The organism is Ruegeria sp. CH6, from assembly GCF_056537005.1.
This window is the reverse complement of sequence record NZ_JBQFQS010000011.1, coordinates 108,151-131,346: the sequence shown is the minus strand read 5'-3', so window position 1 is coordinate 131,346 and position 23,196 is coordinate 108,151. Positions and strand designations below refer to the sequence as shown.

At 56.9% G+C, this 23,196-nt stretch carries 27 protein-coding genes; 7 read left to right on the top strand and 20 right to left on the bottom strand.

Annotated elements, in window-relative coordinates; all coding sequences use genetic code 11:
• Positions 1-6: 6 nt before the first annotated feature.
• Positions 7-879: a 4-hydroxy-tetrahydrodipicolinate synthase gene (gene dapA / locus ACR0CW_RS18520; protein ID WP_480744038.1), complete on the bottom strand. Its 873-nt coding sequence runs from the start codon at positions 877-879 to the stop codon at positions 7-9.
• Positions 880-1,012: 133 nt separating this feature from the next.
• Here dapA and ACR0CW_RS18515 point away from each other — a divergent pair, with 133 nt between their 5' ends.
• Positions 1,013-2,986 (top strand): lytic transglycosylase domain-containing protein, encoded by a 1,974-nt coding sequence (locus ACR0CW_RS18515; protein ID WP_480788906.1) that lies wholly within the window; start codon positions 1,013-1,015, stop codon positions 2,984-2,986.
• Here ACR0CW_RS18515 and ACR0CW_RS18510 read toward each other — a convergent pair.
• Positions 2,960-3,829 carry a DMT family transporter gene (locus ACR0CW_RS18510; protein ID WP_155145741.1) on the bottom strand — a complete coding sequence of 290 codons (870 nt, stop codon included), beginning with the start codon at positions 3,827-3,829 and terminating at the stop codon, positions 2,960-2,962. The genes ACR0CW_RS18515 and ACR0CW_RS18510 overlap by 27 nt on opposite strands.
• Positions 3,826-4,491: a tRNA (5-methylaminomethyl-2-thiouridine)(34)-methyltransferase MnmC2 gene (gene mnmC2, locus ACR0CW_RS18505; RefSeq protein WP_480788905.1), complete on the bottom strand. Its 666-nt coding sequence runs from the start codon at positions 4,489-4,491 to the stop codon at positions 3,826-3,828. The genes ACR0CW_RS18510 and mnmC2 overlap by 4 nt, the downstream gene beginning before the upstream one ends.
• A gap of 55 nt (positions 4,492-4,546) precedes the next feature.
• Here mnmC2 and ACR0CW_RS18500 point away from each other — a divergent pair, with 55 nt between their 5' ends.
• Entirely contained in the window at positions 4,547-5,581 is a 1,035-nt protein-coding gene (locus ACR0CW_RS18500; RefSeq protein WP_480788904.1) for an NAD(P)/FAD-dependent oxidoreductase, read from the top strand.
• Here the strand turns inward: ACR0CW_RS18500 and ACR0CW_RS18495 are convergent.
• From ACR0CW_RS18495 to ACR0CW_RS18480, 4 genes are all read right to left on the bottom strand, one after another.
• A complete protein-coding gene (locus tag ACR0CW_RS18495; RefSeq protein WP_480788903.1) occupies positions 5,573-6,388 on the bottom strand; it encodes an HTD2 family dehydratase in 816 nt (271 codons plus the stop codon). The two genes, ACR0CW_RS18500 and ACR0CW_RS18495, sit on opposite strands and share 9 nt — an antisense overlap.
• 49 nt (positions 6,389-6,437) lie before the next feature.
• The gene (locus ACR0CW_RS18490) at positions 6,438-6,980 is read right to left on the bottom strand and encodes an NADPH-dependent FMN reductase (protein WP_480788902.1); all 543 of its coding nucleotides are present in this window, start codon (positions 6,978-6,980) and stop codon (positions 6,438-6,440) included.
• A 134-nt stretch (positions 6,981-7,114) separates the two neighbouring features.
• Positions 7,115-7,786 carry a YiaD family glycine zipper/OmpA-like lipoprotein gene (locus ACR0CW_RS18485; protein ID WP_480788901.1) on the bottom strand — a complete coding sequence of 224 codons (672 nt, stop codon included), beginning with the start codon at positions 7,784-7,786 and terminating at the stop codon, positions 7,115-7,117.
• Between the two features lie 117 nt (positions 7,787-7,903).
• Positions 7,904-8,596 (bottom strand): helix-turn-helix transcriptional regulator, encoded by a 693-nt coding sequence (locus ACR0CW_RS18480; RefSeq protein WP_170336783.1) that lies wholly within the window; start codon positions 8,594-8,596, stop codon positions 7,904-7,906.
• 104 nt (positions 8,597-8,700) lie between these two features.
• On the opposite strand from ACR0CW_RS18480, the gene ACR0CW_RS18475 reads away from it, so the two are divergent.
• Positions 8,701-8,892, top strand: a complete 192-nt coding sequence (locus ACR0CW_RS18475) for a hypothetical protein (RefSeq protein ID WP_155145754.1) — start codon at positions 8,701-8,703, stop codon at positions 8,890-8,892.
• A 6-nt stretch (positions 8,893-8,898) separates the two neighbouring features.
• On the opposite strand, the gene ACR0CW_RS18470 is transcribed toward ACR0CW_RS18475, so the two are convergent.
• Positions 8,899-9,546, bottom strand: coding sequence for an RluA family pseudouridine synthase (locus ACR0CW_RS18470; protein WP_480788900.1), 648 nt, complete (start codon positions 9,544-9,546; stop codon positions 8,899-8,901).
• 96 nt (positions 9,547-9,642) lie between these two features.
• Between ACR0CW_RS18470 and ACR0CW_RS18465 the strand changes: the two genes are divergently transcribed.
• The gene (locus tag ACR0CW_RS18465; protein WP_170336787.1) at positions 9,643-10,053 is read left to right on the top strand and encodes a nuclear transport factor 2 family protein; all 411 of its coding nucleotides are present in this window, start codon (positions 9,643-9,645) and stop codon (positions 10,051-10,053) included.
• Between the two features lie 2 nt (positions 10,054-10,055).
• On the top strand, positions 10,056-10,769 hold the full coding sequence (locus ACR0CW_RS18460; RefSeq protein ID WP_480788899.1) for an SGNH/GDSL hydrolase family protein: 714 nt from the start codon (positions 10,056-10,058) through the stop codon (positions 10,767-10,769).
• On the opposite strand, the gene rarD is transcribed toward ACR0CW_RS18460, so the two are convergent.
• From rarD to ACR0CW_RS18410, 10 genes are all read right to left on the bottom strand, one after another.
• Entirely contained in the window at positions 10,760-11,662 is a 903-nt protein-coding gene (rarD, locus tag ACR0CW_RS18455) for an EamA family transporter RarD (protein ID WP_480788898.1), read from the bottom strand. The genes ACR0CW_RS18460 and rarD overlap by 10 nt on opposite strands.
• 178 nt (positions 11,663-11,840) lie before the next feature.
• Positions 11,841-14,294: a GcvT family protein gene (locus ACR0CW_RS18450; RefSeq protein WP_480788897.1), complete on the bottom strand. Its 2,454-nt coding sequence runs from the start codon at positions 14,292-14,294 to the stop codon at positions 11,841-11,843.
• Between the two features lie 87 nt (positions 14,295-14,381).
• Positions 14,382-15,365 (bottom strand): GlxA family transcriptional regulator, encoded by a 984-nt coding sequence (locus ACR0CW_RS18445; protein WP_480744008.1) that lies wholly within the window; start codon positions 15,363-15,365, stop codon positions 14,382-14,384.
• A gap of 10 nt (positions 15,366-15,375) precedes the next feature.
• On the bottom strand, positions 15,376-16,269 hold the full coding sequence (locus ACR0CW_RS18440) for a homocysteine S-methyltransferase family protein (RefSeq protein ID WP_480788896.1): 894 nt from the start codon (positions 16,267-16,269) through the stop codon (positions 15,376-15,378).
• 12 nt (positions 16,270-16,281) lie between these two features.
• On the bottom strand, positions 16,282-17,334 hold the full coding sequence (locus ACR0CW_RS18435) for an alcohol dehydrogenase family protein (RefSeq protein ID WP_480788895.1): 1,053 nt from the start codon (positions 17,332-17,334) through the stop codon (positions 16,282-16,284).
• 10 nt (positions 17,335-17,344) lie between these two features.
• Positions 17,345-17,821 carry a cupin domain-containing protein gene (locus ACR0CW_RS18430; RefSeq protein WP_196223465.1) on the bottom strand — a complete coding sequence of 159 codons (477 nt, stop codon included), beginning with the start codon at positions 17,819-17,821 and terminating at the stop codon, positions 17,345-17,347.
• Between the two features lie 19 nt (positions 17,822-17,840).
• The gene (locus ACR0CW_RS18425; protein ID WP_480744001.1) at positions 17,841-20,291 is read right to left on the bottom strand and encodes a GcvT family protein; all 2,451 of its coding nucleotides are present in this window, start codon (positions 20,289-20,291) and stop codon (positions 17,841-17,843) included.
• A 15-nt stretch (positions 20,292-20,306) separates the two neighbouring features.
• Entirely contained in the window at positions 20,307-20,687 is a 381-nt protein-coding gene (locus tag ACR0CW_RS18420) for a GFA family protein (RefSeq protein ID WP_480788894.1), read from the bottom strand.
• A gap of 4 nt (positions 20,688-20,691) precedes the next feature.
• A complete protein-coding gene (locus tag ACR0CW_RS18415) occupies positions 20,692-21,315 on the bottom strand; it encodes a LysE family translocator (protein WP_480788893.1) in 624 nt (207 codons plus the stop codon).
• Complete coding sequence (locus ACR0CW_RS18410; protein WP_480788892.1) at positions 21,315-21,884, bottom strand: helix-turn-helix domain-containing protein; 570 nt, start codon at positions 21,882-21,884, stop codon at positions 21,315-21,317. The genes ACR0CW_RS18415 and ACR0CW_RS18410 overlap by 1 nt, the downstream gene beginning before the upstream one ends.
• Before the next feature lie 56 nt (positions 21,885-21,940).
• Between ACR0CW_RS18410 and ACR0CW_RS18405 the strand changes: the two genes are divergently transcribed.
• Positions 21,941-22,063 (top strand): hypothetical protein, encoded by a 123-nt coding sequence (locus ACR0CW_RS18405; RefSeq protein ID WP_480788891.1) that lies wholly within the window; start codon positions 21,941-21,943, stop codon positions 22,061-22,063.
• Positions 22,064-22,069: 6 nt separating this feature from the next.
• A complete protein-coding gene (locus tag ACR0CW_RS18400; RefSeq protein WP_480788914.1) occupies positions 22,070-22,282 on the top strand; it encodes a DUF1294 domain-containing protein in 213 nt (70 codons plus the stop codon).
• A gap of 21 nt (positions 22,283-22,303) precedes the next feature.
• Here ACR0CW_RS18400 and ACR0CW_RS18395 read toward each other — a convergent pair whose 3' ends face one another.
• Positions 22,304-22,582: a DUF3303 family protein gene (locus ACR0CW_RS18395; protein WP_170336804.1), complete on the bottom strand. Its 279-nt coding sequence runs from the start codon at positions 22,580-22,582 to the stop codon at positions 22,304-22,306.
• 108 nt (positions 22,583-22,690) lie between these two features.
• Positions 22,691-23,140 (bottom strand): GAF domain-containing protein, encoded by a 450-nt coding sequence (locus tag ACR0CW_RS18390; protein ID WP_170336806.1) that lies wholly within the window; start codon positions 23,138-23,140, stop codon positions 22,691-22,693.
• Positions 23,141-23,196 lie beyond the last annotated feature (56 nt).

The window sequence follows — 23,196 nt, the reverse complement described above, 5'->3', positions numbered from 1 at the left end:
TTGGGTTTACACCAGTCCGGCGTGCGCCATGGCCTTGTCGATGGCCGATTTTGTGCTGTCCTCAAGTGTGGTCAGCGGCGAGCGAACCTCTTCACTGCAACGGTCCAGCTTGCTGAGGGCGTACTTGGCACCCACGAGACCGGGTTCAATAAAGATGGCCTCATGCAGAGGCATCAGACGATCCTGATACTCCAGCGCTTTCGCATAGTCGCCATTCAGCGTCGCCTGCTGGAATTCAGCGCAAAGCTTGGGCGCAACATTGGCAGTGACCGAGATACAACCCACACCCCCATGCGCATTGAAGCCCAGCGCCGTCGCGTCTTCGCCAGACAGCTGGCAGAAATCCGCGCCACAGCTGGCACGTTGCTGGCTGACACGCGCCAGATCACCGGTGGCATCTTTGACGCCAACAATACGTGGCAACTGAGCCAGCTCGCCCATCGTGGCAGGTGTCATGTCGATGACTGAACGACCCGGAATATTGTAGATGATGATCGGAATATCCGCGCAGTCGTGCAGTGCACGGAAATGCGTGATCAGCCCTTTTTGGGTCGGCTTGTTGTAATAAGGGGTCACAACCAGAGCCGCCGCCGCACCAACCTTTTGAGCGAATCGCACAAAGCGGATTGCTTCGACGGTATTGTTGGAACCAGCACCTGCGATGACCGGCACGCGCCCTGCCGCCGCTTTCACAACCTCTTCGACCACGACCTCGTGTTCTTCGTGGCTCAGTGTGGGGCTTTCACCGGTTGTCCCAACAGGCACAAGTCCGGTCGAACCTTCCTGAATCTGCCATTCCACCAATTGTTTGAGCGTATCCAGGTCCAACTCGCCGTTGCGGAACGGGGTGACGAGAGCTGGCATCGAGCCTTTGAACATGGAGCGCTCCTTAGCGTGCAGTTTGCAGATTTTGCGTCCCGGCCTGTCACGATTTTGAGTTTGTGAGTTGATCCCGGTGGCGCAAGGTTTATCCTGCATGGCTGTATCCTTGGTTGGTTGGGAAATGCAAGGGATGACACGCATTCTGTCACTTATGATCGCCGTGATTCTGGCTTCGGTGTTGCAGGTTCAGGCTGCCCGCGCCGATGCGGCTGCGGATTTACGCGCCGCGCTGTATCAAATGCGGAAAGGCGATTGGAACGAAGCACTGCGGGTGGCAGGTGCGCGTGGTTCGGTCTCGCGCGATATCATTGTCTGGCACTGGCTGCGCGAGGGCTTTGGCAGTTCGGGCGATGTGCTTGTGTTTCTTGACCGCCGTCCAGACTGGCCCGGTTTGGCGTGGCTTCGCCGCAAGAGCGAACCCTCCTTCACGGGTGCTGACCCGGATCGGGTCTTAAAGTTCTATTCGGACACGCCTCCGCAATCCGCCGAGGGGGCCCTGAACTATGCCGTAGCCCTGATGGCCAAGGGGCGTCAGGGTGATGCTGAAGCAGATATCGTGGCTGCGTGGCGCACGATGCCCATGGGGTCGGGACTGCAGGGTGACTATCTGGAAAACTTCGGCAAGTTGCTGAAACCACATCACGCAGCGCGCTTGGATCGTCTGTTATGGGATGGTCATCTGGTCAGCGCCAAACGGATGCTGCCGCTTGTAAGTTCCGATCAACGTAAACTGGCCGAAGCGCGCATTGCACTGCAGGAACGTGCGCCAGGTGTAGACAGCAAGATTTCGGCTATACCCGATTCGCTCACATCATCGCCGGGCTTGGCATTCGACCGTTTCGTATGGCGGGATCGGAAAGAACTGGATGACAGCGCAATCGATCTGATGCTGGAACGTTCAAGCAGCCCAAAGTCGTTGGGCGAGCCGGATAAATGGGCCGAGGGACGACGTCGGCTGGCCCGGCTGGAAATGCGCAACGGGGACGCAAACCGCGCCTATGCCATCGCCGCAAACCATCACATGACGCCTGAGATGGGTTATGGTTATGCCGATCTGGAGTGGCTGGCGGGCTTCCTTGCTCTCCGCAAGTTGGATGATCCGGCGACAGCTGTGCGGCATTTCCAGAATTTCTCGGACGCTGTCGCATCACCGATCTCCAAAGGCCGTGGCGGGTATTGGCTGGGTCGCGCCTATGCCGCGCAAGGTGACGCCGAGAAAGCCTATGAGGCCTATGCGGTCGGAGCTGACTATCAGACCTCATTCTATGGTCTGCTTGCAGCCGAGCAGATCGGTCGCCCATTCGACAGCGAATTGGCTAACCCGCGCCGCGCCCCCCATTGGAAACAGGCTGAGTTCACGAAATCCAGCGTGTTGGAAGCGGGGTTGCTTCTGCATGCGGCCGGGGAGCCAAACCTGTCCGAACGCTTTCTGACACATCTGGTCGAAGAACTTGATCAGGTTCAGGCCAATCAGCTTGGGGATCTCGCGCTTGAGTTGAAAGAGCCCCATCTCGCCGTCATGATCGCCAAACGCGCCGCTAAAACCGGTGTTGTCCTGCCTGCAGCCTATTACCCGGTGCATCCGGTGGCTGATATGGGCCTGCCAATGGCCAAAGAGATGACGCTGGCCATTGCCCGTCGTGAAAGCGAATTCGATCCGGTCGTCATCAGCGGGGCCGGCGCCCGTGGACTGATGCAGGTCATGCCAGCCACTGCGAAACTGGTCGCAAAGGACCTGGGTATCCTCAGCGGCCATCAGACCGGTCGACTGACCACTGACTGGCAGTACAACGCCAAACTGGGGGCAAACTATCTGGCTGGGTTGGCCGAGGATTTCAACGGCAACATCGTCATGATGGCTGCGGGTTATAATGCCGGACCAAGGCGGCCCATCTCATGGATGGAGCGCTATGGCGATCCCCGCGCCGGAGAGATTGACGTGGTGGATTGGATCGAAACGATCCCCTTCAACGAGACCCGGAACTATGTGATGCGGGTCTCCGAAAGCCTGCCGGTTTATCGGGCGCGACTGGGTCAACCTGCCTTGCCCGTTCCATTCACAGAAGAACTGATCGGCTCAACCCTGTCGTCTTTCGCGCCATAGGGTGAACAACCCGGCCGCGACCACCAATGCAGCGCCGATTACGACTGCAGGTCGCAACGTTTCACCAAAGATCGAGATGCCCAGAATGGCGCTCCAAACCAGATGGAAATAGGCAAAGGGCTGTACTGCGCTGGCTTCGGCCATCTCGTAGCATTTGATCAGCAACCAGTGACCCAACACACCACTGACGCAAAGCAACGCCATCCACAGCCAGTCCGGGCGGGCCATCGGTTCCCAGAACCACATGCCCACCGCAGTCATCGCGACCGCACCGACAATACCTGTCCAGAAAAAGCTGGTGGCTGAGCTGTCACGTCGGGCGACATATCGGGTCAACAGTCCATAAATTGCAAACATCAGGGCCGAAATCAGCGGTATGATTGCCCAGGGGTTGAACACCCCAACACCCGGTTCGAGGATGATAAGCACACCAATGCATCCTACCCCGATAGCCGCCCACCGGCGCCAACCGACTTTTTCGCCCAGCACCGGTCCACTAAGCGCCGCAACCAACAGGGGGTAGCAAATGAAAACGGCCATACTGTCGATCAGACCAAGGACAGTGAAACCATAAACAGCAACACAGATTTCACCCGCCAGCAACACACCACGCAGAATCTGCAGACCTGGTTGGCTTGTCTGTGTGGCGGCCTTCAGACCACCCGGCGCACGCGCTGCAAGCGCTATAACAAAGGCGGCAAAGAACCAGTACCGGATCATCACGACCATATAGGTATTGTAGGTGCCTGCCAGATGACGCGAGACGCCATCTTGTAATGCAAAGACGATGGTTGCCGCGATCATCAGAGCGATACCCGCGCGGCTGTTGTTCTGCTGTGTCATGCTTTGACTGCCTGCGTCATGTGCCGCTTGCGGCCATATCCGGAACATCGCGTAACGGCAAAGCCAGCTTCTTCAAGTCCCCTGCGGACAAAGCCAGCAGCTGTATAGGTCGCAGCCGTTCCGCCCGTCGCTGTGTGATCGGCAACCTGCTGCATCAGATCAGCTTCCCACAATTCGGGATTCTTCGCGGGAGAAAATCCATCAAGAAACCAGGCATTTGCACTGCCCGTCCAGCAGGACAAAGTCTGGCGTGCATCGCCTTCGATGACCTCCAAATGCAGCGTATCCAGATCACATGTTTTGCCATTCCAGGCTGCCAGGAATCTCTCGCTCCAAGGCGACAACTCGGGAAAAGCTTGCAGCGCGCGATCCATATCTTCTACCGCCATTGGGAAGGCTTCAAAACTGGTGAAAGACAAAGGAGTGGTTTGTCCCGATCTCTCCCACTCGGACCAGACCGTCAGCATATTGAGGCCAGTGCCAAATCCCAGCTCGGCAATCCGGAATCCGGGTGCAAAACGTGCTGGCAAATCATTACCCGCCAGAAAGACATGGCGTGTTTCCTCCAACCCGTTCTGAAGCGAGTAGTAAGGGTCGTCGAAATGGTCCGAGACGGGAATCTGGTCCTCCGTCCAAGTCAATTTGGCGCGCTGGTTTGCCATCGGGTATTCCTGTAGCTAAGCGACGCGACACTGAAGAAGGAAAAGGGGATTGGCAATGGTCGATGTGACGGTTCGCGGTGCAGGAATTTTCGGCCTGTCCATCGCCTGGACCTGCGCCCGTCGCGGCGCAAGGGTACAGATTGTTGACCCCTTCGGCCCCGGCGCGGGATCAAGCGGGGGGTTGGTCGGTGCATTGGCCCCACATGTTCCTGAAAACTGGAATGCCAAAAAGGCGTTTCAGTTTGAAAGCCTGATCATGGCCGAACCATTCTGGAAGCAGGTCGAAGCGACCGGAGGTGTGTCGCCCGGCTACGCTCGTCTGGGCCGCATTCAACCGATCCCGGATCAGCGCAGTCTGGAACTCGCACAACAACGTCTTGTCACGGCGCAAGAGCTTTGGCACGGTAGAGCGGAATGGCGTGTGGTCGAAGCGGCTGCGGAAGGTGCATGGTGCCCCCCAACCCCGACCGGTTATGTCATTCACGATACTCTGACAGCCCGCATGCATCCCCGCCGCGCATGTGCCGCTCTGGTCGCCGCCCTTGCGGTGATGGGAGTCGAGGTTGTGGCAGAGGCGCAGGACAAGGGGCGCATCATTCACGCGACCGGATTCGCAGGGCTGCAGGAGCTTAGCGAAGCCCTTGGTAAAACCGTTGGGAACGGGGTTAAAGGACAGGCTGCTTTGCTGCGGTTTGATGCGGGCGAGGTACCTCAGCTATTTGTGGATGCGATCCATATCGTCCCCCACGCCGATGGAACTCTGGCAATCGGCTCCACATCGGAACGCGAGTATAATGACCCCACTGGCACAGACGATGCATTGGATGACGTGATCGAGAGAGCGATGCGCGCAGTTCCGGTGTTGCACGGCGCCGAAGTCATAGAACGCTGGGCCGGTGTCAGGCCGCGCAGCAAGAGCCGGGCACCAATGCTGGGTCAGCACCCCCTTTATTCGGGGCAATTCATTGCAAATGGCGGTTTCAAGATCGGGTTTGGCATGGCCCCAAAAGTCGCAGAGGTGATGGCAGATCTGGTTCTGGAAGACCGCGATACGATCCCCGAAGATTTCAGGCCCGATGCCTCACTCTGATCGCGGTACTGCCACTGCTTGCATGCACTGACGACCATCCGGGCCGCGTACCCATAGGTCTTGCCCATTGCGACAGAACAGAGCGGTTTCAAAATGCATAAGCGGTGACGACGCCCTGAACGAAAACTCGGCCAAGGGTCCCATAACTTCGGTCGCAAGTAGCATCAGATGCTGTGCCAATAGCGGTCCGTGAACCACCAGCCCGGCATACCCTTCGACATCGCGGGCGTAGTCCAGATCATAGTGGATACGGTGACCGTTGAACGTCAGTGCCGAATAGCGAAACAGCAATGTGGAATCGAAGCTGATTTCGCGGATATCCGTTTCATCGACCCGGGCCGTGGGCGGGGTCGGCTTTGTTGCGTCAGGGACAGGATCTTCACGATAGACGAGGTCCTGCCACTCGGTCAGACGCAAAGTACCCTCCTGCCAGATTTCATGCCTGAGCGTGACAAAACCCAGCGGGCCGGTTCTTCCGGTTTTAGAGCTCGCGCTCTCCAGCATCGACCGACGCTCTGCCTCGACCCCCGCCATCAGGGGGGATTGGAACTGCAATCGCCCGCCGGCCCACATGCGGCGCGGCAATCCCATGTCCGGGATCAACCCGGTCCCACCAACCTTCGGGTGCCCATCCCTTCCCAATCCGGAAGGCGGTTGAGGGGACCAGAAGTAGAGCTGGTGGAAAAACGGCGGAAGCGGCGACCCGTGTGCGATCGAAGCTGCCTGCCCCAGCGCCACCTGAAAGGCGGCAGCCCGGGCAGGATCCATTACATCGCTTTGCGTTTCGGTCGGTGTTTTGTTCGTCATACCGGCAGCTTAGGTCCCGTCGGATGGCGGAACAAGCGGCAAGATATGGTCAGAATCCCACTTCGGCACGAAGCTTCTTCATCAGGGAGTGAAGCGATTTCTCATATCGCTCATTTGTCAGCTTGCCCTGTTCATCAAACTCATTCGAACTGTCGGCAATGTGAATCTCCGGACCTTGCAGAATCCGGGGTTGGAACGGAACCATATAGGCACGCAGGATCATCTGGGCACGTTCACCACCTGCCCGGCCTGCGGCAGCGGACATGACGGCGACGGGCTTGTCCGTCCACGGCCGCCCATCCGTACGGCTCACCCAGTCCAGCGCGTTCTTCAACACACCAGATGGGCCTTTGTTATATTCCGGGGTCGAGATGACCACAGCATGGGCCTGCGCAATCTGATCAGCCAGCACCTGAACCTTTTCCGGGATCCCCTCGCCATCTTCCAGATCACCATCATACAAAGGCAAGTCCAGATCAGCCTCGATGTAGGTTCCGGGCTCAAACAGCCGGGCTGCTTCGCGCACAAGTTTGCGGTTGGTTGCGCTTTGGCGCAGCGAGCCGGGCAGGGCCAGAAGGATTGGTTCAGACATTATGGGGAACTCCGTCAGTCAAATTTCCGGTAGTTTAGCCAAGTCATTACCGCACTGCAGCCCAATTGACGCGCAGTCACTGTGCAAAAAAGGGGCCTAGCAGGCCCCCTTTGATCATAGCACTTGCGTCAGGATTACGTGTTGCCGCTGGGCACAACTACGATTTCAACACGACGGTTCTGAGCTTTGCCTTCTGCCGTCAGGTTCGAAGCGATCGGGTTATTCTCACCCTGCCCGACTGTTGTGATGCGGTTGTAGCTGACACCATTTGCCTGAAGAATGTCCGCCACCGCATTTGCACGCCGTTCTGACAAACGCAGGTTGTAAGCGGCTTCACCATCGCTGTCCGTGTGGCCGATAATCTGGACGTTAGAGTTGGGGTAATTGACCAGATTCTGACCGACCCGGACCAGGTCCGACCGCAGCGCCGGACGCACGGTTGAACTGTCCGTATCAAAAGTGATGTCGTTTGGCACTGTCACGATCAACCGGTCGCCCGCATTTACGATTGTGATGCCATCATTGGCCAATTGCTGGCGCAGTTCAGCCGCCTGCCGGTCCAGTTGATTGCCGATCAGGCCACCACCGGCTGCTCCTACCGCAGCGCCTGCCAGAGCACCCAAGCCAGGGTTTGAATCATTTGCAATGGCGCCGACGCCGGCGCCGATCAGGCCGCCAAGCAGAGCACCCTGTTTTGCGTTCTGGTTCGGATCGTTCTGCACAGTCAGCGTACCCGGGTCGGTACATGCGCCCAGAACAAGGGCCGAACACAGTCCTGCCGACAGAACAAACTTGGAAATCGTCATGGAATCACCTTCTGCTCCACTACCCGTTAGCCGGGTTTGCCTCTTTGGCGCAGTATAGCATGGCAGTCATAAGCGGGCTCAAGCAACAATGCAGTGAGATCGGCAAATACCTGCCGTCTACTCTGCAGCGGCATAGGTCTCCCATTGGTTCTGCTCCTGCCAGATGGCACGCAGATGCTGTCCCTGTCCGCAAAAGTGATCGTCGATAAGGTCGCAGGACCAGATTCGGTCGGTACGAAAATGGCGAAATCCATTCCTCATCTCGCACCAAGCAGCCAGCATGGTGCATTCGATATGGTAGATCAGCGCGACAGGTCGCACGATCCTCTCTGTGCGCTCATCTTTGGCATTTACATAGGTGATGCGAATCTTCTGCTCGGCCCGGATGGCTTCGCGATAGTTCACTACAGGCACGCATCCCTTTTCCGGATCATCAAGCGGCGCCCCCCAAGGCGCAACCTGTAGCCAGTCGGCCGGATCACGCAGCGCCTCGATCTTGCGACACACGCGGTCTGCTGCCTGCTGCAGGGTACTGTCACCCGTTCGGGCCAGCATCGACAAACCCACCCACAGCGCCTCAACCTCTTCCGCGTCGAAATTCAGTGGCGGCAGATCATAGCCGCGCCGCATCAGATATCCCACACCAGCTTCGCCTTCTATCGGCGTACGCTGGGATTGCAGGGCAGCAATATCGCGATAGACCGTGCGCACCGACACTTCGAGCTTGTCCGCCAAGGCCTCAGCCGTCACCGGCGCATCAGCTGCGCGCAGAATCTGAATGATCTCGAACAAACGGGTCGAACGGCGCATGTCTCACTCCTAGCGGTCTGCTGACACTTTAGCACACCCCCATGACAAGGTGCTGTCAGGAGTGATGGGCGAAGCTTGGTCAAACACAAGAAAGGAGATTGGATATGCCAAGCCGGGACAATCACGTCATGATGACCTTGCAACTGGGCCGCTGGGCGCAGGATCATACGCTGCGCGCTTATGAGATTGAGCGCGAGATTATGGCTGATCGGCAGCCACGGTTCGCTAGCCCCAAAAAACGAACCAAACGATTCTCGCTGGGAAATCTGAAAATGTTGTGGAGCAGCACAGCCTAGCGATGCTCAGAAATCTGCTGCTGCCCTGAACTTCATCGACATGCCATCTTCGGGATGCTTCAATCGCAGTTCTTCGGAATGCAGCATTAGCCGTTCGAAATCCCGAGCCGGGCCATCAGCATAGAATGGGTCCCCCAGTATCGGATGCCCTAGCGCCTGCATATGAACGCGCAACTGATGTGATCGGCCGGTTTTGGGAAACAGGCGAATGCGCGTGGTATCGCCCTCATGCTTTACCACGCGCCAGTCGGTCACCGCGGGCTTTCCGGTTTCGTGACACACCATCTGCAAAGGACGATTTGGCCAGTCGACAATCAGCGGCAAATCAACCGTCCCTGTCTTGGGCTCGACGCTGCCCCAGACCCGCGCGACATAGGTCTTGCGGGTCTGACGTTTTTCAAACTGTAGGCTCAGATGGCGTTGCGCATGGGGTGATTGCGCAAAAACCATTACGCCAGATGTATCCCGATCCAAACGATGCACCAGCAACGCCTGTGGAAAAGCTGCCTGAACGCGGGTTAGCAGGCAATCGGCCAGATGCTCTCCCCGCCCCGGCACAGACAACAGGCCAGAGGGTTTGTTCACCACGATCAACTGCGCATCTTCGTGCAGCACGTCCAACGGGGTTGTCGGGGGATTATAGGTTTCGCTCATGCGCGCCTGCCTAGCGCAGCGCGCAACCTCTCGCAACGTCGTCCTTGCCCAGACCCCTGGCTTGGGCAAATCTGACCCCAACGGAGAGGAGAATTCATGCACCCGACTATTGAGCGAATGCAGGAGGTTGTCGCCAAAGGAGACGAAAACCTGATCCACGAACTGCTGGCCGAAGATGTACGTTTTATGCCGCCAACCTACTATAAAACATGGACCGGTCGTGCGCCGGTGGCAGCTGTACTCGGCCATGTGGGAAAGGTGTTCTCGGACTTTCGCTATCGCCGGATCATGGGGCAGGGCAACGATTGGGCGCTGGAGTTTCAGTGCAAGGTCGGAGAGCTGGATGCCATTGGCGTCGACCTGATCACACTTAATGAGGATGGGCTGATCCAGGAGTTTGAGGTGGTGATGCGCCCCTACAAAACCATCGGTGCGTTGCGGGATGCCATGAATGCCCGGGTCATGACCGATGCCCGTTTCCTTGAATATCGCGAAGCTTTGTCCTGATAATGCCTGGCCCTATCGCCGCTGATCAGATCCTACGTGTTCCCTTGTTGCCGCTGTTGGCAGCGCAGGGCCTGTCCGTTCGGCGCAATGCGCAATTGCTCCCGGAACCAACAGGCCCACGCGAAGGGCGCGAAGGGCGAGGGCCACGGCTGCGATTGCTGATCGCCGGGGACAGTTCTGCCGCAGGTGTTGGTGCCGGAACCCAAAAGCAGGCTTTGTCCGGACAACTGGTGCGGCAACTGGGCAAACACTACACGGTCGAGTGGCGGCTGGAAGCTACCACCGGCCATACCACCCGTGACACCATTGAACGGTTGCAAAACTTCGAAGGTCGTTACGATGTCGCTGTAACCGCGTTGGGTGTGAATGATGTCACCCGTGCGGTAACCAAAGCACAGTTCGTGCATAGGCAAACCCGGTTGCTGAAGCTGCTCACGGAAACCCTGGGAATCCGTCGCATAGTGCTTACAGGCGTTCCTCAGATGCACCGGTTTCCAGCCTTGCCGCAACCATTGGCCTGGGTACTGGGCAGACAGGCAGGGCGGCTTGATCACGGGTTGCAGCAGGTTGCAGCGTCTTTTCCGCAAGCCAGACACCTTTCGCTGGCTTTACCCGATGACCCGGCACTGGCCGCACCAGATGGATATCATCCAAGCCCAAAGGCTTACGCAATCTGGGCAGAGGAAGTGGCGCAGATCATCCGCGATCAGGGCTGAGCCCGCATCTGACGCACCATCGGAATAGAATAGATTACCAGTGCGGCCCAAATCATGGGAAACGCAATCATGCGGCCCCGGTCAATGTGTTCTCCGAACAGTGTGATCGCGGTGATGAAGATCATGGTTGGTGCAATGTATTGCAGGATGCCCATTGTCGACAGGCGCACCAGCTTGGCCCCATTCGCATAGATCAACAACGGGACTGCAGTCACCACGCCCGCACCGGCCAGCAATAGTGTATCAGTCGTTGCGGCGCCGAAATGCCCGGTGCCTTGCGCACCCAACCATGTGACATAGGCGAGCGCCGGGATCAGCAGGATCAGCACTTCAAGTAGAAAACCCTGATTGGGTCCGATTGGAAGCGACCTCTTGAAGAAAGCGTAGAAACCCCAACTGACCATAAGACCCAATGCGGCCCAGGGGAGTTTTCCTGCCTCAAGCACCAGAACAAGGACGCCCAGCGCAGCCAGTGCCACAGCTGCCAATTGCGTTCGGTTCAGCGGCTCACGCAGAAGGATCGCGCCCAGTGCGATGCTGAACAGAGGGTTGATGTAGTAGCCCAGCGCTGCATCCAACGCATTGCCGCTGGCGATGGCCCAAACATAAATCGCCCAGTTGACCGAGATCAGGGCTGCAGTCAGACAGGCCATTCCAAGCATTTTCGGATTGCGCAAAGCCGCCTTTAGATCACGAGTACGTCCCAACGCAATCAGCAATAGCCCCGCGATGGGGATCGACCAGATGATCCGGTGCGCCACGACCTCGACCGGAGAGATGTGCGCCATCGCCTTCATGTAGAGCGGAAGAAACCCCCAAAGAAGGTAGGCCGTAATGGCCAGCGCCAAACCCTTAGGGTTGTCGACATTCTCTGGTTTCACAGGTTCAGTCATGGTTTGTCTCCGCATGATACCGTTTGTCTTTACGGCACGTCGAGCGGGTAAGGGAACTGCGAAAACTGTGAGGTAGGGTATCAAGAAAATTGATAAGTTGCAGTCACTGGCAGTCTGCGAACCACAAACGAAAAACGGGGCGCATGACGCGCCCCGCTCAACTATTCACCGTGAGGGATCAGACCTTCACGCGTTCGGATTTTGGATCGTACATCGGCTTCAGCGAAGCCTCGGCTTTCACTTTCACACCGCAAACGTCGATCTCATATGTCGACGCCAGCACGTCGGCCGCTTTTTCGCCTTCGCAAGGCACATAACCCAGACCGATGGCGCCACCCAGTGTATGACCATAATTGCCTGAGCTGAGATAGCCGACGTATTCACCGTCACGGATGATCGGCTCGTTATGGAACAGCAGTGGTTCGGCTTCGGTCAGCTTGAACTGGACCAGACGGTTTTTCGGGCCGCTTTCCTTGCGCGCGATCACTGCCTCTCGGCCGATGAAGTCGCTGCCCTTGTCCACCTTGACCGCAAAACCAAGGCCCGCATCAACAACGTGATCTTCGCAGGTGATGTCGTGGCCAAAGTGGCGGAAGCCCTTTTCGATCCGAGCGCTGTCCATCATGTGCATGCCGCACAGTTTCAAGCCCATGTCCTGCCCCGCTTCGTGCAGGGTTTCGAACACGTGACCAGCCATGTCGGAGGAGACATAGATTTCCCAACCAAGCTCACCAACGTAGGTAACACGGTGCGCGCGTGCCAGACCCATGCCGATCTCGATTTCCTGTGCAGTGCCGAAGGGATTAGTCGCGTTGGTGAAATCGTTCGGTGAAACCTTCTCGAGCAGAGTACGTGCGTTGGGCCCCATCACCGCCAGAACACCTTCACCCGCTGTCACATCAGTGATGACCACGTTGAAGTTGCCCGCGTGACGCTGCATCCAAGTCTGATCAGCCAGACGAGTCGCTGCTGGGGTAACCACCAGATACGACGTTTCAGTCAGACGCGTTACAGTAACGTCAGCTTCGATCCCACCTGTCCGGTTGAGGAACTGGGTGTAAACGATCTTGCCGTTCGGCACCGAGTAGTCGCCGCCGCCCACGTAGTTCATGAATGCTTCGGCATCCGGGCCTTCGACCCGGATCTTACCGAACGAAGACATGTCGTACATGCCAACATTTTCGCGCACGGCATTATGTTCAGCGGCCGAGTTCTCGAACCAGTTCTGACGCTTCCAGCTGTACTGGTACTCCCGCTCCTGCCCTTCATTCGCAAACCAGTTGGCACGTTCCCAACCTGCAAGTTCACCAAATACGGCACCCTGTTCTTTCAGGTGATGATGGAACGGAGTACGGCGCACACCACGTGCCGTGGCCTTTTGGCGATAGGGATAGTGATCGGCATAAAGCAGGCCCAGCGTTTCTTTCGAACGCTCAAACAGGTATTGCTTGTTGCCCTGGAACGGTTGCATCCGGCTGATGTCTACGTCACCCAGATCAAAGGGTTTCTCTCCGGTATCCATCCACTCAGCCAGTGCCATACCCGCACCACCGGCAGATTGAATACCGATCGAGTTGAAGCCTGCCGCGATCCAGACATTGTCCATCTCAGGTGCCAGACCCAAGTGATACGCATCATCCGGCGTGAAGGATTCAGGACCGTTGAAGAAGGTATGAATGCCCGCTTCGGCCAGCATCGGCATCCGGTTACAGGCCGCTTCGAGGATCGGTTCAAAGTGATCGAAGTCTTCGGGCAACTGGTCAAACTCGAACGTATCCGGGATACCGTCCATGGCCCAAGGCTTGGCGTTGGGCTCAAATGCGCCCAGCAGAATTTTCCCGGCATCTTCCTTGTAATAGGCGCATTCGTCTGGAACTCGCAGAACCGGCAACTGGGACAGTCCGTTGATATTTTCGGTCACGATGTAGAAGTGCTCGCATGCGTGTAGCGGCACGTTAACACCGGCCATACGACCAACTTCATGCCCCCACATGCCGGCACAGTTCACCACCATATCGCATTCGATGTGACCCGAGGCGCTGCCGTCATCGGCCACCCAATCGACGCCGGTTACTTTGCGCCCGTCTTTGACGATATCGGTGACCTTCACGCGTTCCTTCACGATGCCGCCACGCTGACGCGCACCTTTGGCCAGAGCCAGCGCAATATTGGCCGGGTCGCCCTGACCGTCGAGCGGCAGATGAACAGCGCCCTTGACCCCTTCGAGGTTCAGATGGGGATACAGTTCCTGCACACGCTCATTGGAAATCTCTTCAACTTCGACACCAAAGGCGCGAGCCATAGCTGCCTGTCGGTAAATCTCTTCCTTGCGCTCTTCGGTCAGTGCCACAGTGATTGAGCCGTTGCGCTTGAAGCCGGTTGCGACGCCGGTCTCTTCTTCAAGCGAGCCGTAGAGCTCCTGACTGTACTTTGCCAGCTTGGTCATGTTCGCTGTTGCCCGCAACTGGGCGATCAGACCCGCTGCGTGCCAGGTCGTGCCGGACGTCAGCTGCTTGCGTTCCAACAGGACGACATCAGTCCAGCCCTTTTTCGTCAGGTGATAGGCAACAGAACATCCGATCACACCGCCGCCAACAATGACCACGCGGGCTTTGGTAGGAAGATCAACCATGGTGAAGACTCCGAATTTTAGCTGAATTCTGACTGACACGAATTGCCGACAGAAAACCCATCAAAAACGTCAGAGCATCCGTAATAATCACCGATGTGAGGCTTGCCGCTTTTCTCGCCGCAAAACAAATGGCGTAATGCCAAAGTAACTCTTGTAGACGGAAGAGAACCCGTTGGGAAAGCCGCATGCAAGTCCGATCTCGCGAACGCTCATGGTCGTGTTCAGAAGCAGATTGTTGGCTTTGGCCAGACGCATTTCACGATAGAACCCGTTGGGAGTTGTCCCGAAAAACGATTTGAACTTTCGCTCAAGCGACCTGTTTGAAAGATGCAGTTCCTCAACGATCCGGTTGATCGGCAAAGGCTCTTCAATGTTTGCCTGCATAAGCTTGATGCACTGATCCAGCTTGGCATCCCCGGTTGCAGTGTTTTTGGCACCCGAAAAGGGCTGCATTGACGAAAAGTCGCGAATATTCTCATGCAACATAATGTCGGCAACCGTCATCTTGGCCGGGCCGGAAATGTGACGCCCGATCACGGCCAAAGCAATATCCGTCGTGGCCTCCATCCCTGCACAGGTGACGACCCCACCCTGCTCAGTTGCGATTGACAGCTTGGCTTCAAACTGAGCACCACGTTCGCGCAGGAATGATGCGTTTTCCCAATGGGTTGCCAGATCAGCTGTCCCTTGCTCTTTGATGTAGCGACTGGCGGCCTCGGCCAGCAGAAACACCTGCGCGCCGCGATAAGTGTAATCCGATACAATTCGCCCAAGCGACAGATCCGGCTGATCCGGATCAGAATTGCCAATCACGAACAGATAATCCGCATCCGGCTGTGCAGATACGCCTTTGGTCGAAATCATCGCAGCACTGCTGCTCTCAATCGGCCCGCCCCTTATCGAACGATAGGTATAGGTAAAAGGTGGATGCGGGCAAACGCGGTTAGCAAGACGTATGACCTCGACCAAAGAGGCCAATTCCAGCAGCACATATCCAGGCGCCACCAGAATATCGAAGTGTTTCTGCTTCGTCTTGTTTGGCGATTCATCCGGCCTTTTATTGGCAGCCATCATCCTCTCCTCAAACGATTCGATGCCCGGCATTGCGCAGGTTTTGGGCTAGTGTTTCGATGTGGTCTGGACCAACTTCGCAGCATCCACCCACAATCGTTGCGCCTTGGGCAATCCACGTCATCGCGTGTTCTGCATAGGCTTCCGGTCCGAGATCTTTGCGTTGCTCAAGCGCATCGACAGTTGGCGCGTCTTTCAGAAACCCCTCGGAGATACGCGTGAACCCATTTGCGTAGGCACCAAACGGACGACCCGCTTCCGATACTATATCCAGCGCGGCCGGAATCGCCTCGGGTCGGGAGCAGTTGATCAGAACGGCCTCGACATCAAAACGCTCAATCACCGGAATGATATCAGCTAGCGCCTCACCTGAACGCAGGTGGGTGCCGTCTTCATCCATAACGGTCAACGCCAGCCAGACAGGCTTGCCACCGCCCTGAGTGCCTCGCAGCGCACCTTCCGCCTCTTGCAATGACGACACGGTTTCGATGAGAAATAGATCAACACGATCCGCCATCTTACGAACGATTTCCGAGTACCTTTCTGCGGCTTCGTCCGGGTCCGGTTTCAGATCCGGGCGATACGAGGCAAGCAACGGACCAAGTGATCCCGCGATACGACCTTCACCCCCCTCACGCGCCTTTTCGGCTTGCGAAACTGCCGTGTCGATCAGAGAATCCATCTGATCTTCCATTCCAACGCGTACGAGGCGGGACCGATGCACCGCATATGTGTTGGTCGTGGCTATGGTCGCACCCCGCCGAAAGTATTCAGCATGAACATCACCGACCAAATCGGGGTAATCAATCATAACGCGCGTCGACCAAAGCGGTGTCGCTCTGTCACCGCTGCGCTTTACCAGCTCCTGACCGATCGAACCGTCGAGCAGAGTTATGTCAGCCATAGGTCAGCCTCCTTAAGGGATCAGGACAAGTTTTCCCGCAAGCGCCTTGGATTGAAAATCCTCCTGCGCTTTCGCAATTTCGTTCAACGGATAGGTTTTTGAGATCAGGGGTTTGATCTGGCCTTCGTTCATCATCGCGACAAGACGGCCGAAGACCTCATAGGCCTGGTGGGTACATCCGTGGATGGTAATGTCACGCAGGTAGATTTCGCGCAGGTCTGCCTCGACAATCGGACCGGCAATCGCGCCGGACACGGCATAGTGCCCGCCGGGCTTCACCGCGCGTATGAGACCGGGCCAAGCAGGTCCACCAACGACATCAATCACAACGTCGAACATCTCTTTGGGAAGGTTGGCATCGCGGGCAAATGTGTCCGTTGCACCCTGCCCTATGACAAAATCCGCCTTGGTTGAACTGGTCACCCCCCAGACTGCGGCACCGCGTAACGCCGCCAACTGCACAGCAGCCAACCCCACACCGCCAGATGCGCCGGTAACCAGAACTTTGTGTCCTGCGGTTACGCCTGCGCGTGTCAGCAGGTTTTCAGCAGTCCCAAAGGCACACGGGATTGCAGCAATTTCGATGTCAGTCAGCGGGGATGCTGAAACATCATAGAGATCGTTCGCTTCGACCAGACAATATTGGGCAAATGCACCGTCGATCTCAGAACCCAACGCAATGAACCCCTGAGGATTTCCGGGGCGCGGGCGCGGCAAATTGATAGGACAGGTAACGCGCTGGCCAGGATCAAAGGAAACACCCGGTCCAACCGCCTCAACAATCCCGCACAGATCACCACCCTGAATGCGTGGAAAAGCTAGGGCACCGCCCCAACCGCCTGCCTCGACATCCTGTTCAACGGAATCCGTCGCAGCCGTCACATCAGACGAGTACCATCCGATCCGGGTATTGATATCTGTGTTGTTGACCCCTGCTGCAGCAACTTTGACCAGAACCTGACCGGGTCCGGGCGTTGGAACAGGGATATCGTCCCTCCATTCCAGCACCTCCGGCCCGCCGTGACGGGTCAGGTAAACTCCGGACATTGTCTTTGGTGTTGCCATGACGTCCCTTTCAGACAGTGTCGTCGGGATGCGCGGGAACCGGTCCCATGGGGATGATGTCATAGCGACTGTTGAGTTCGGCCATCTTGGCCTCGTCTGCAAAATCAGCCTCAGTCATTGTTGCAAGTTCAGCCAGAAACCCGTCGAAACCCGAAGGCTGAAAGATCATCAGCATCCGGGCCGGAGCGTTATTGGCGACGCGACAGGCATGCGGTACGCCGGGCGGAACATGCATTGTCGTCCCTTGCGTGCAGCGATGCCAATCCCCGTCGACATAGAAATCGACCTCGCCCTCAAGAAAGTAAAAGGTCTCGGCATGCGTATCATGCCGATGCAAACCCAGCGCAAAGCTGGATTTGAGATTGTCCTCCATGAGCGTATAGGCGCCACCGGTGTCCTGACCGGACACTTTGACAAAGGTATGATCGTTTTCCCAGTCATAGTTGGGACCCTCACCGGGTCCCAGTTTGGCGTACCTTGTGCCCATGGAGGCCTCCTTATCGCGATCAGGCGCGGAGCCGCTCGTTTTCAGCATCCCAGAGCGGCTGATCTTCCTGTACCACAGCGCGGCACTTTTCGCCGTAGATTTCGACCTCAAGCTCGGTACCCGGCACCGCCAGATCAGGGCGAACCATACCCAACGCGACTGACGCGTTGATCCGATAGCCCCATGCGCCAGAGGTGGTTTCGCCAACAATCTGGCCATCATGCCAGATGCAGGACATATACGGCGCGTCGCAATCCTTGGCATCAACCAGCAAGGTTACAAACTGCTTTTTCGCGCCCTGCTGCTTTTCGTTCAGGATTGCAGCCTTGCCGGGGAAGTCCTGCGGTTTATCGAGTTTGACGAACCGACCCAGACCACCTTCGAGCAGCGAGAAGTCAGTCGACAGATCGCCTTTCCACGCGCGGTATCCCTTTTCAATACGCAGGCTGTTCAGCGCATACATTCCAAAGGGCTTGGCACCCGCATCGATGATCGCCCCATAGATCGCGGGCATATGCTCGTTCAGGGCGTGCACTTCCCAACCCAACTCACCAGCGAAGGAAACGCGGATCAGATAGGCAGGCTGGCCAGCAACAGTTGCCGATTGGTGGGTCAGCCATCCTGTCGACAGATCTGCATCGGTCAGACCCGACAGGATCTCACGCGATTTCGGACCAGTTACGATCAGCGTGTCACGGGTTGTGGTCACATCATCGACTGTAACGCCGGCAGGCATAGCATTGATCAGGATGTCCCGATCATGCCACTGAGCGGTCGCAGCTGTGATCATCATGAACTCGTCATCACCCAGACGGATACAGGACATCTCGGTCAGAATGCGGCCACGGTCGTCAGAGACATAGATCAGATTCATCCGGCCTACTTTTGGCAACCCACCGGTTGCGAGACCGCGCAATGCCTCAGCGGCACCCTCTCCTTTGACCATGAAGCGCGAGAAGCCTGGCAAATCCAAAACGCCACAATGATCCCGCACGGCCTCGCATTCTTCTTTGATCCGTTGCTCCCAAGGGCCGGAACGACCCCATGTGTGAGTGCTTTCCTCGCTTACATCATCACCGGGTTGCGCGAACCAGTTGGCACGCTCCCAGCCGTTGTAAGCACCCATGACACCACCCAGTTCCTTAACCTTGGCATGCACCGGCGACAGTTTCTTGTCGCGCGCCGCAGGCCATTCGTGATGGGGGAAGTGCATAGCGTATTCGTTGCCGTAGACTTCCAAACCTTTCTGGTTGCAGTAGTCCTGATCGGTGTAGTCGGTGTAGCGGCGCGGATCGACGGCCCACATGTCCCACTCGGTGAAGCCATCGACAATCCACTCGGCCAACACTTTGCCGGCACCACCACCTTGAGCGATACCGAAGGTGAATGTGTGTGCCTCAAATGCGTTCTGAACACCCGGCATCGGGCCAATCAGCGGCAGACCGTCCGGGGCGTATGGGATCGGTCCGTTGATCACACGACCAACGCCCGACGTCGCCATCAGCGGCACACGCTCCATTGCGTCGGTGACGATATCCTCGATGCGGTCCAGATCATCGTTCCACAGCTGGAAGCTGAAGTCTTCAGGCATCGGATCATCCTCGGTCATCCAGTGGCCCTTGCAGTTGGGCTCGTACGGGCCGAGGTTGAAGCCGTTCTTTTCCTGCCGCAGATAGTAAGAGATATCCACGTCACGCAGCAGCGGCAGTTTCTTACCACCGTTTTCCTTCGACCAGGCTTCGATTTCAGGCACTTCGTCCGTCAACAAATACTGGTGGCTCATGACCATCGCAGGAACGGTTCGCCCGCCGAACGGTTTGAACCACTCACCTACACGTTGCGCATAGTATCCGGCCGCGTTCACGACATAGTCACAGTCGATATCACCCTTTTCGGTGTGCACGGTCCATGTGCCATCTTCCTTCTGCGTCACACCCGTCGCAGGGGTGAACCGCAAAATCTTCTGACCCATGTCGCGGGCGCCTTTGGCCAACGCCTGCGTCAGCTGCGCCGGGTCGATGTCACCATCGCTTGGGTCAAACAGCACGCCCTCAAGGTCGTGGGTTTCAAGGAAAGGGTATTGGTCCTTAGCCTGTTCCGGCGTCCACATCTCCATCTCGATGCCCTGATAGCGGCCCATGGCGCATGCGCGCTCGAACTCCTGCATCCGCTCTTTGCTGTGCGCCAGACGGATCGAGCCAGACTGATGATAGTTCATCGGATAGTCGACTTCCTCGCCCAGGCGCGCATACAGCTCAGTTGAGTAGCGCTGCATGTTCATGATCGCCCAAGAGGTCGAGAAGGTAGGCACGTTACCAGCCGCGTGCCAGGTCGAGCCAGCAGTCAGCTCGTTCTTTTCCAGCAAAACGCAGTCAGTCCATCCCTTTTTGGCCAGATGGTAGAGCGAGGAGGCCCCCACCACACCGCCACCGATGATGACCACGCGGGCTTTCGTCGGAAAATCACTCATGTCTTTCAGTTCCTGTTATTGCGCCTCTTGAGGCAGGTCGTCCGTGATGTCGTAGTAGTCGCCCTTGTCAGCCACAAAGATGTGGCGGGCGAGTTTCAGTCCGGTAGGTGCTTCCAGCACCCCCATGGAAATCGAAATCGTGTCTTCGTCATTGTGCTGCCAGAACAGGAATGAACCGCAATTCCGGCAGAACCCGCGACGGGCAATATCCGAGGCGCGGAACCAGCTAAGTGTATCGCTGGCCGTAAAGCTCAGATTGTCCTGATGGGTCCAGGTCGAAGCCCAGACATGGCCCGATTGCCTGCGACACTGGCCGCAATGGCAAACTGATGGTGGCGACAGCTCTCCTTCAATCGTGAAAGCCACCGAACCGCACAGACAAGAACCAGTATGCATTACCTTATCCTCTTGCTGTGGGCGTGGTGCTGGTTCCCAGCAACACACCGTAGATGATGAAACACGTCGCCATGACCCGGCGCACCCAGATGTTGAACACCGCGCCCAGCGCTGCTTTACCCATCAGGGCACCCAGTAGTGTAAAGCCTGTGTAGCTGAGCGTTGTGATGACCAAAGCGGTCGGCATGATGACCGTCATTTGCTGCCAGATCGACACGTCGGGCTGCACGAACTGCGAAAACGCAGCAAGGTAACCGGCAACACTTTTGGGGTTGATTGTGGCAACGGCCAGCGCATGCAGATAGACGTGGCGCGCAGGGCGTTCCGTTGCAGGAGCCGGTTTTGTCGCGTTCATCCAGCCGCGAACACCCAGCCAGATCAGAAAGCCTGCACCGATCAGCTTGGCAATAAAGAACCCTGTCGGAGAGGCCGCGATCAATGCGGTTATGCCCAACGCCGACAGGATCAGAAATGTACTGGCCTGTGTCAGGATCGCCAGCACGCCCAGCATCGCCTTGGGGAACGGCAGGCTCATCCCGTTTGAGATGCAGTTGACTGCATTCGGGCCCGGGGTGGTTACGAATACCACCCAAAAAACCGCAAATATGGTCCACGCCTCAAAGCTCATCAGTACACCGGTGGAGCGATGACCCAGACTGCAACAGCAGGCTCGTCATAGGGGTTGGACCATTGGTAGGGCTCGTGCTTGATGCGGAAACTGTCGCCGGGACCAACGGTGTATTCGCGACTTCCGATTTTCAAATCAAGCTGGCCGGAAACCAAATAGCCGACTTCCTGCGTGGGACGGTTCGCCGGGGTTTGCATATGGGAATGCGGCTGAAAGGTGGAATGCACCATCTCGAAATCGTCGGTCAGATCGGGTGAAAGCAGCTCTTCGATCAGCCCTTCTTCGCCCGAACCCATCGGACGGCGTGATCCCGCGCGAACAATATGACCCTGTTCGTCAGCAGGTGCAGCCGAATGTGCGAACAACATCGACATCGGTACACCCAGACATTGAGCAATCTGCCGCAGATCAGAGATCGAGGGCTCTGACATGTCGCGTTCAACCTGACTGAACCAACCGACTGATCGATCAAGCTTGGCAGCTATCTCGGCAAGTGTCAGTCCGCGCGCCTTTCTCAAGGCACGGATATCGGCACCAAGTGTCGCGCTATGAGGGGCTTGGTCGTTCAAGAACCGCTCCGAATCTCGTGAAATTTTCTCCTCGTTTTTCACGATGCCTCGAATCGGTGAAAAAACCAAGCGTTTTTTCATTTGCTGCGATCATAGGCATTGGCTATGCCCGGCGCATGTGGATCGCGATCATGTATCTTTGGGCCATCAACGGGCTGACACTATTGGCATTTGGCTAGGACAAGCTGCGTGCTCGTCGCAAGAAGCGACGGATACCGGAACGCAGGCTGTTGTGGCTGGCCGCTTTGGGCGGTAGCCCCGGCGCTCTGGTCGGGCGCTGGATTTTTCAGCACAAGACCCGCAAGCGCAGCTTTTCTGTCTGGTTATTCGCGATCACGGCTATTCAGTTGGCGACTTACTATCTGATAGCGTCAGGCGCTTTATCGTTACAATCGTGATCAAAGGCGAGCAGCCATGCCTTACAAGGCACGCTGCAAATCATCCGCTGTAAGTACTGGCTGAATTTCAATTGATGCGTTGAGCGCTGCAAACAGCGGTTCGTTGAGCTTAGGCATCCGGGCCTGATCTGTTTCTTCAAAGATGATGATACCCATGCGCTTACCATCTTCGAGCGCGAAGTAAGACGCCTCGGCCTTGACCTCTTCGATCAGCCCGGCAATCGCCTTACCCAATGTACCGTCGCGCTCGGCCTCGTTTCCTTTTTCAACCGGAATTGTGAATTTCATCATCAAACGCATTGTGTTCTCCAATACTTGAAACTGCAGCGCTTGTATCAGAAACCGCTCAATCGCTCACGCGGTTTCCACGCGCAGCGTTTTCTCAGGCCTTTGAATTATCGCCTAAGACTAGGCAAATACAGTCGACAAAATCGCACCAATCGCGTCTGCGTCAGCTTGGGTAAAGGCATCAGGCAGATCACTGTCGATATCAAAGACCGCTATGATTTCACCCGCGGCATTCCGAACCGGCAGCACCAATTCTGAACGTGTCGATGACGCGCAGGCAATGTGCCCCGGGAATGCATCCACATCCGGCACCAGCTGCGTTTCACCTGTGCGAGCAGCCGCACCGCAAACACCGCGCTCGAATGGAATGACAAGACAGCCGTGCCCGCCTTGATAAGGTCCAATCTTCAATAGACCCGGCTCAGTCACGCGGTAGAAACCTGTCCAGTCAAACCGATCATCGGAATGGTGCACTTCGCAGGTAACTGTCGCCATGAGTGCGACCTCATCGGTTTCACCTTCAGTCAGTGCAGCGATTGTCTTTGCAAGCGTGTCGTAATCGGCAGTCATGGCAATGCTCTTGATAGATTTGGGAAAGGACTTCCCTTTCCCAAACCCGGTTTCAT

Excerpts from the sequence above, each read along its gene's own strand:
- dapA (WP_480744038.1), bottom strand. The coding sequence starts at position 879 with ATGTTCAAAGGCTCGATGCCAGCTCTCGTCACCCCGTTCCGCAACGGC.
- ACR0CW_RS18515 (WP_480788906.1), top strand. The coding sequence starts at position 1,013 with ATGACACGCATTCTGTCACTTATGATCGCCGTGATTCTGGCTTCGGTG.
- ACR0CW_RS18510 (WP_155145741.1), bottom strand. The coding sequence starts at position 3,829 with ATGACACAGCAGAACAACAGCCGCGCGGGTATCGCTCTGATGATCGCG.
- mnmC2 (WP_480788905.1), bottom strand. The coding sequence starts at position 4,491 with ATGGCAAACCAGCGCGCCAAATTGACTTGGACGGAGGACCAGATTCCC.
- ACR0CW_RS18500 (WP_480788904.1), top strand. The coding sequence starts at position 4,547 with ATGGTCGATGTGACGGTTCGCGGTGCAGGAATTTTCGGCCTGTCCATC.
- ACR0CW_RS18495 (WP_480788903.1), bottom strand. The coding sequence starts at position 6,388 with ATGACGAACAAAACACCGACCGAAACGCAAAGCGATGTAATGGATCCT.
- ACR0CW_RS18490 (WP_480788902.1), bottom strand. The coding sequence starts at position 6,980 with ATGTCTGAACCAATCCTTCTGGCCCTGCCCGGCTCGCTGCGCCAAAGC.
- ACR0CW_RS18485 (WP_480788901.1), bottom strand. The coding sequence starts at position 7,786 with ATGACGATTTCCAAGTTTGTTCTGTCGGCAGGACTGTGTTCGGCCCTT.
- ACR0CW_RS18480 (WP_170336783.1), bottom strand. The coding sequence starts at position 8,596 with ATGCGCCGTTCGACCCGTTTGTTCGAGATCATTCAGATTCTGCGCGCA.
- ACR0CW_RS18475 (WP_155145754.1), top strand. The coding sequence starts at position 8,701 with ATGCCAAGCCGGGACAATCACGTCATGATGACCTTGCAACTGGGCCGC.
- ACR0CW_RS18470 (WP_480788900.1), bottom strand. The coding sequence starts at position 9,546 with ATGAGCGAAACCTATAATCCCCCGACAACCCCGTTGGACGTGCTGCAC.
- ACR0CW_RS18465 (WP_170336787.1), top strand. The coding sequence starts at position 9,643 with ATGCACCCGACTATTGAGCGAATGCAGGAGGTTGTCGCCAAAGGAGAC.
- ACR0CW_RS18460 (WP_480788899.1), top strand. The coding sequence starts at position 10,056 with ATGCCTGGCCCTATCGCCGCTGATCAGATCCTACGTGTTCCCTTGTTG.
- rarD (WP_480788898.1), bottom strand. The coding sequence starts at position 11,662 with ATGACTGAACCTGTGAAACCAGAGAATGTCGACAACCCTAAGGGTTTG.
- ACR0CW_RS18450 (WP_480788897.1), bottom strand. The coding sequence starts at position 14,294 with ATGGTTGATCTTCCTACCAAAGCCCGCGTGGTCATTGTTGGCGGCGGT.
- ACR0CW_RS18445 (WP_480744008.1), bottom strand. The coding sequence starts at position 15,365 with ATGGCTGCCAATAAAAGGCCGGATGAATCGCCAAACAAGACGAAGCAG.
- ACR0CW_RS18440 (WP_480788896.1), bottom strand. The coding sequence starts at position 16,269 with ATGGCTGACATAACTCTGCTCGACGGTTCGATCGGTCAGGAGCTGGTA.
- ACR0CW_RS18435 (WP_480788895.1), bottom strand. The coding sequence starts at position 17,334 with ATGGCAACACCAAAGACAATGTCCGGAGTTTACCTGACCCGTCACGGC.
- ACR0CW_RS18430 (WP_196223465.1), bottom strand. The coding sequence starts at position 17,821 with ATGGGCACAAGGTACGCCAAACTGGGACCCGGTGAGGGTCCCAACTAT.
- ACR0CW_RS18425 (WP_480744001.1), bottom strand. The coding sequence starts at position 20,291 with ATGAGTGATTTTCCGACGAAAGCCCGCGTGGTCATCATCGGTGGCGGT.
- ACR0CW_RS18420 (WP_480788894.1), bottom strand. The coding sequence starts at position 20,687 with ATGCATACTGGTTCTTGTCTGTGCGGTTCGGTGGCTTTCACGATTGAA.
- ACR0CW_RS18415 (WP_480788893.1), bottom strand. The coding sequence starts at position 21,315 with ATGAGCTTTGAGGCGTGGACCATATTTGCGGTTTTTTGGGTGGTATTC.
- ACR0CW_RS18395 (WP_170336804.1), bottom strand. The coding sequence starts at position 22,582 with ATGCGTTTGATGATGAAATTCACAATTCCGGTTGAAAAAGGAAACGAG.
- ACR0CW_RS18390 (WP_170336806.1), bottom strand. The coding sequence starts at position 23,140 with ATGACTGCCGATTACGACACGCTTGCAAAGACAATCGCTGCACTGACT.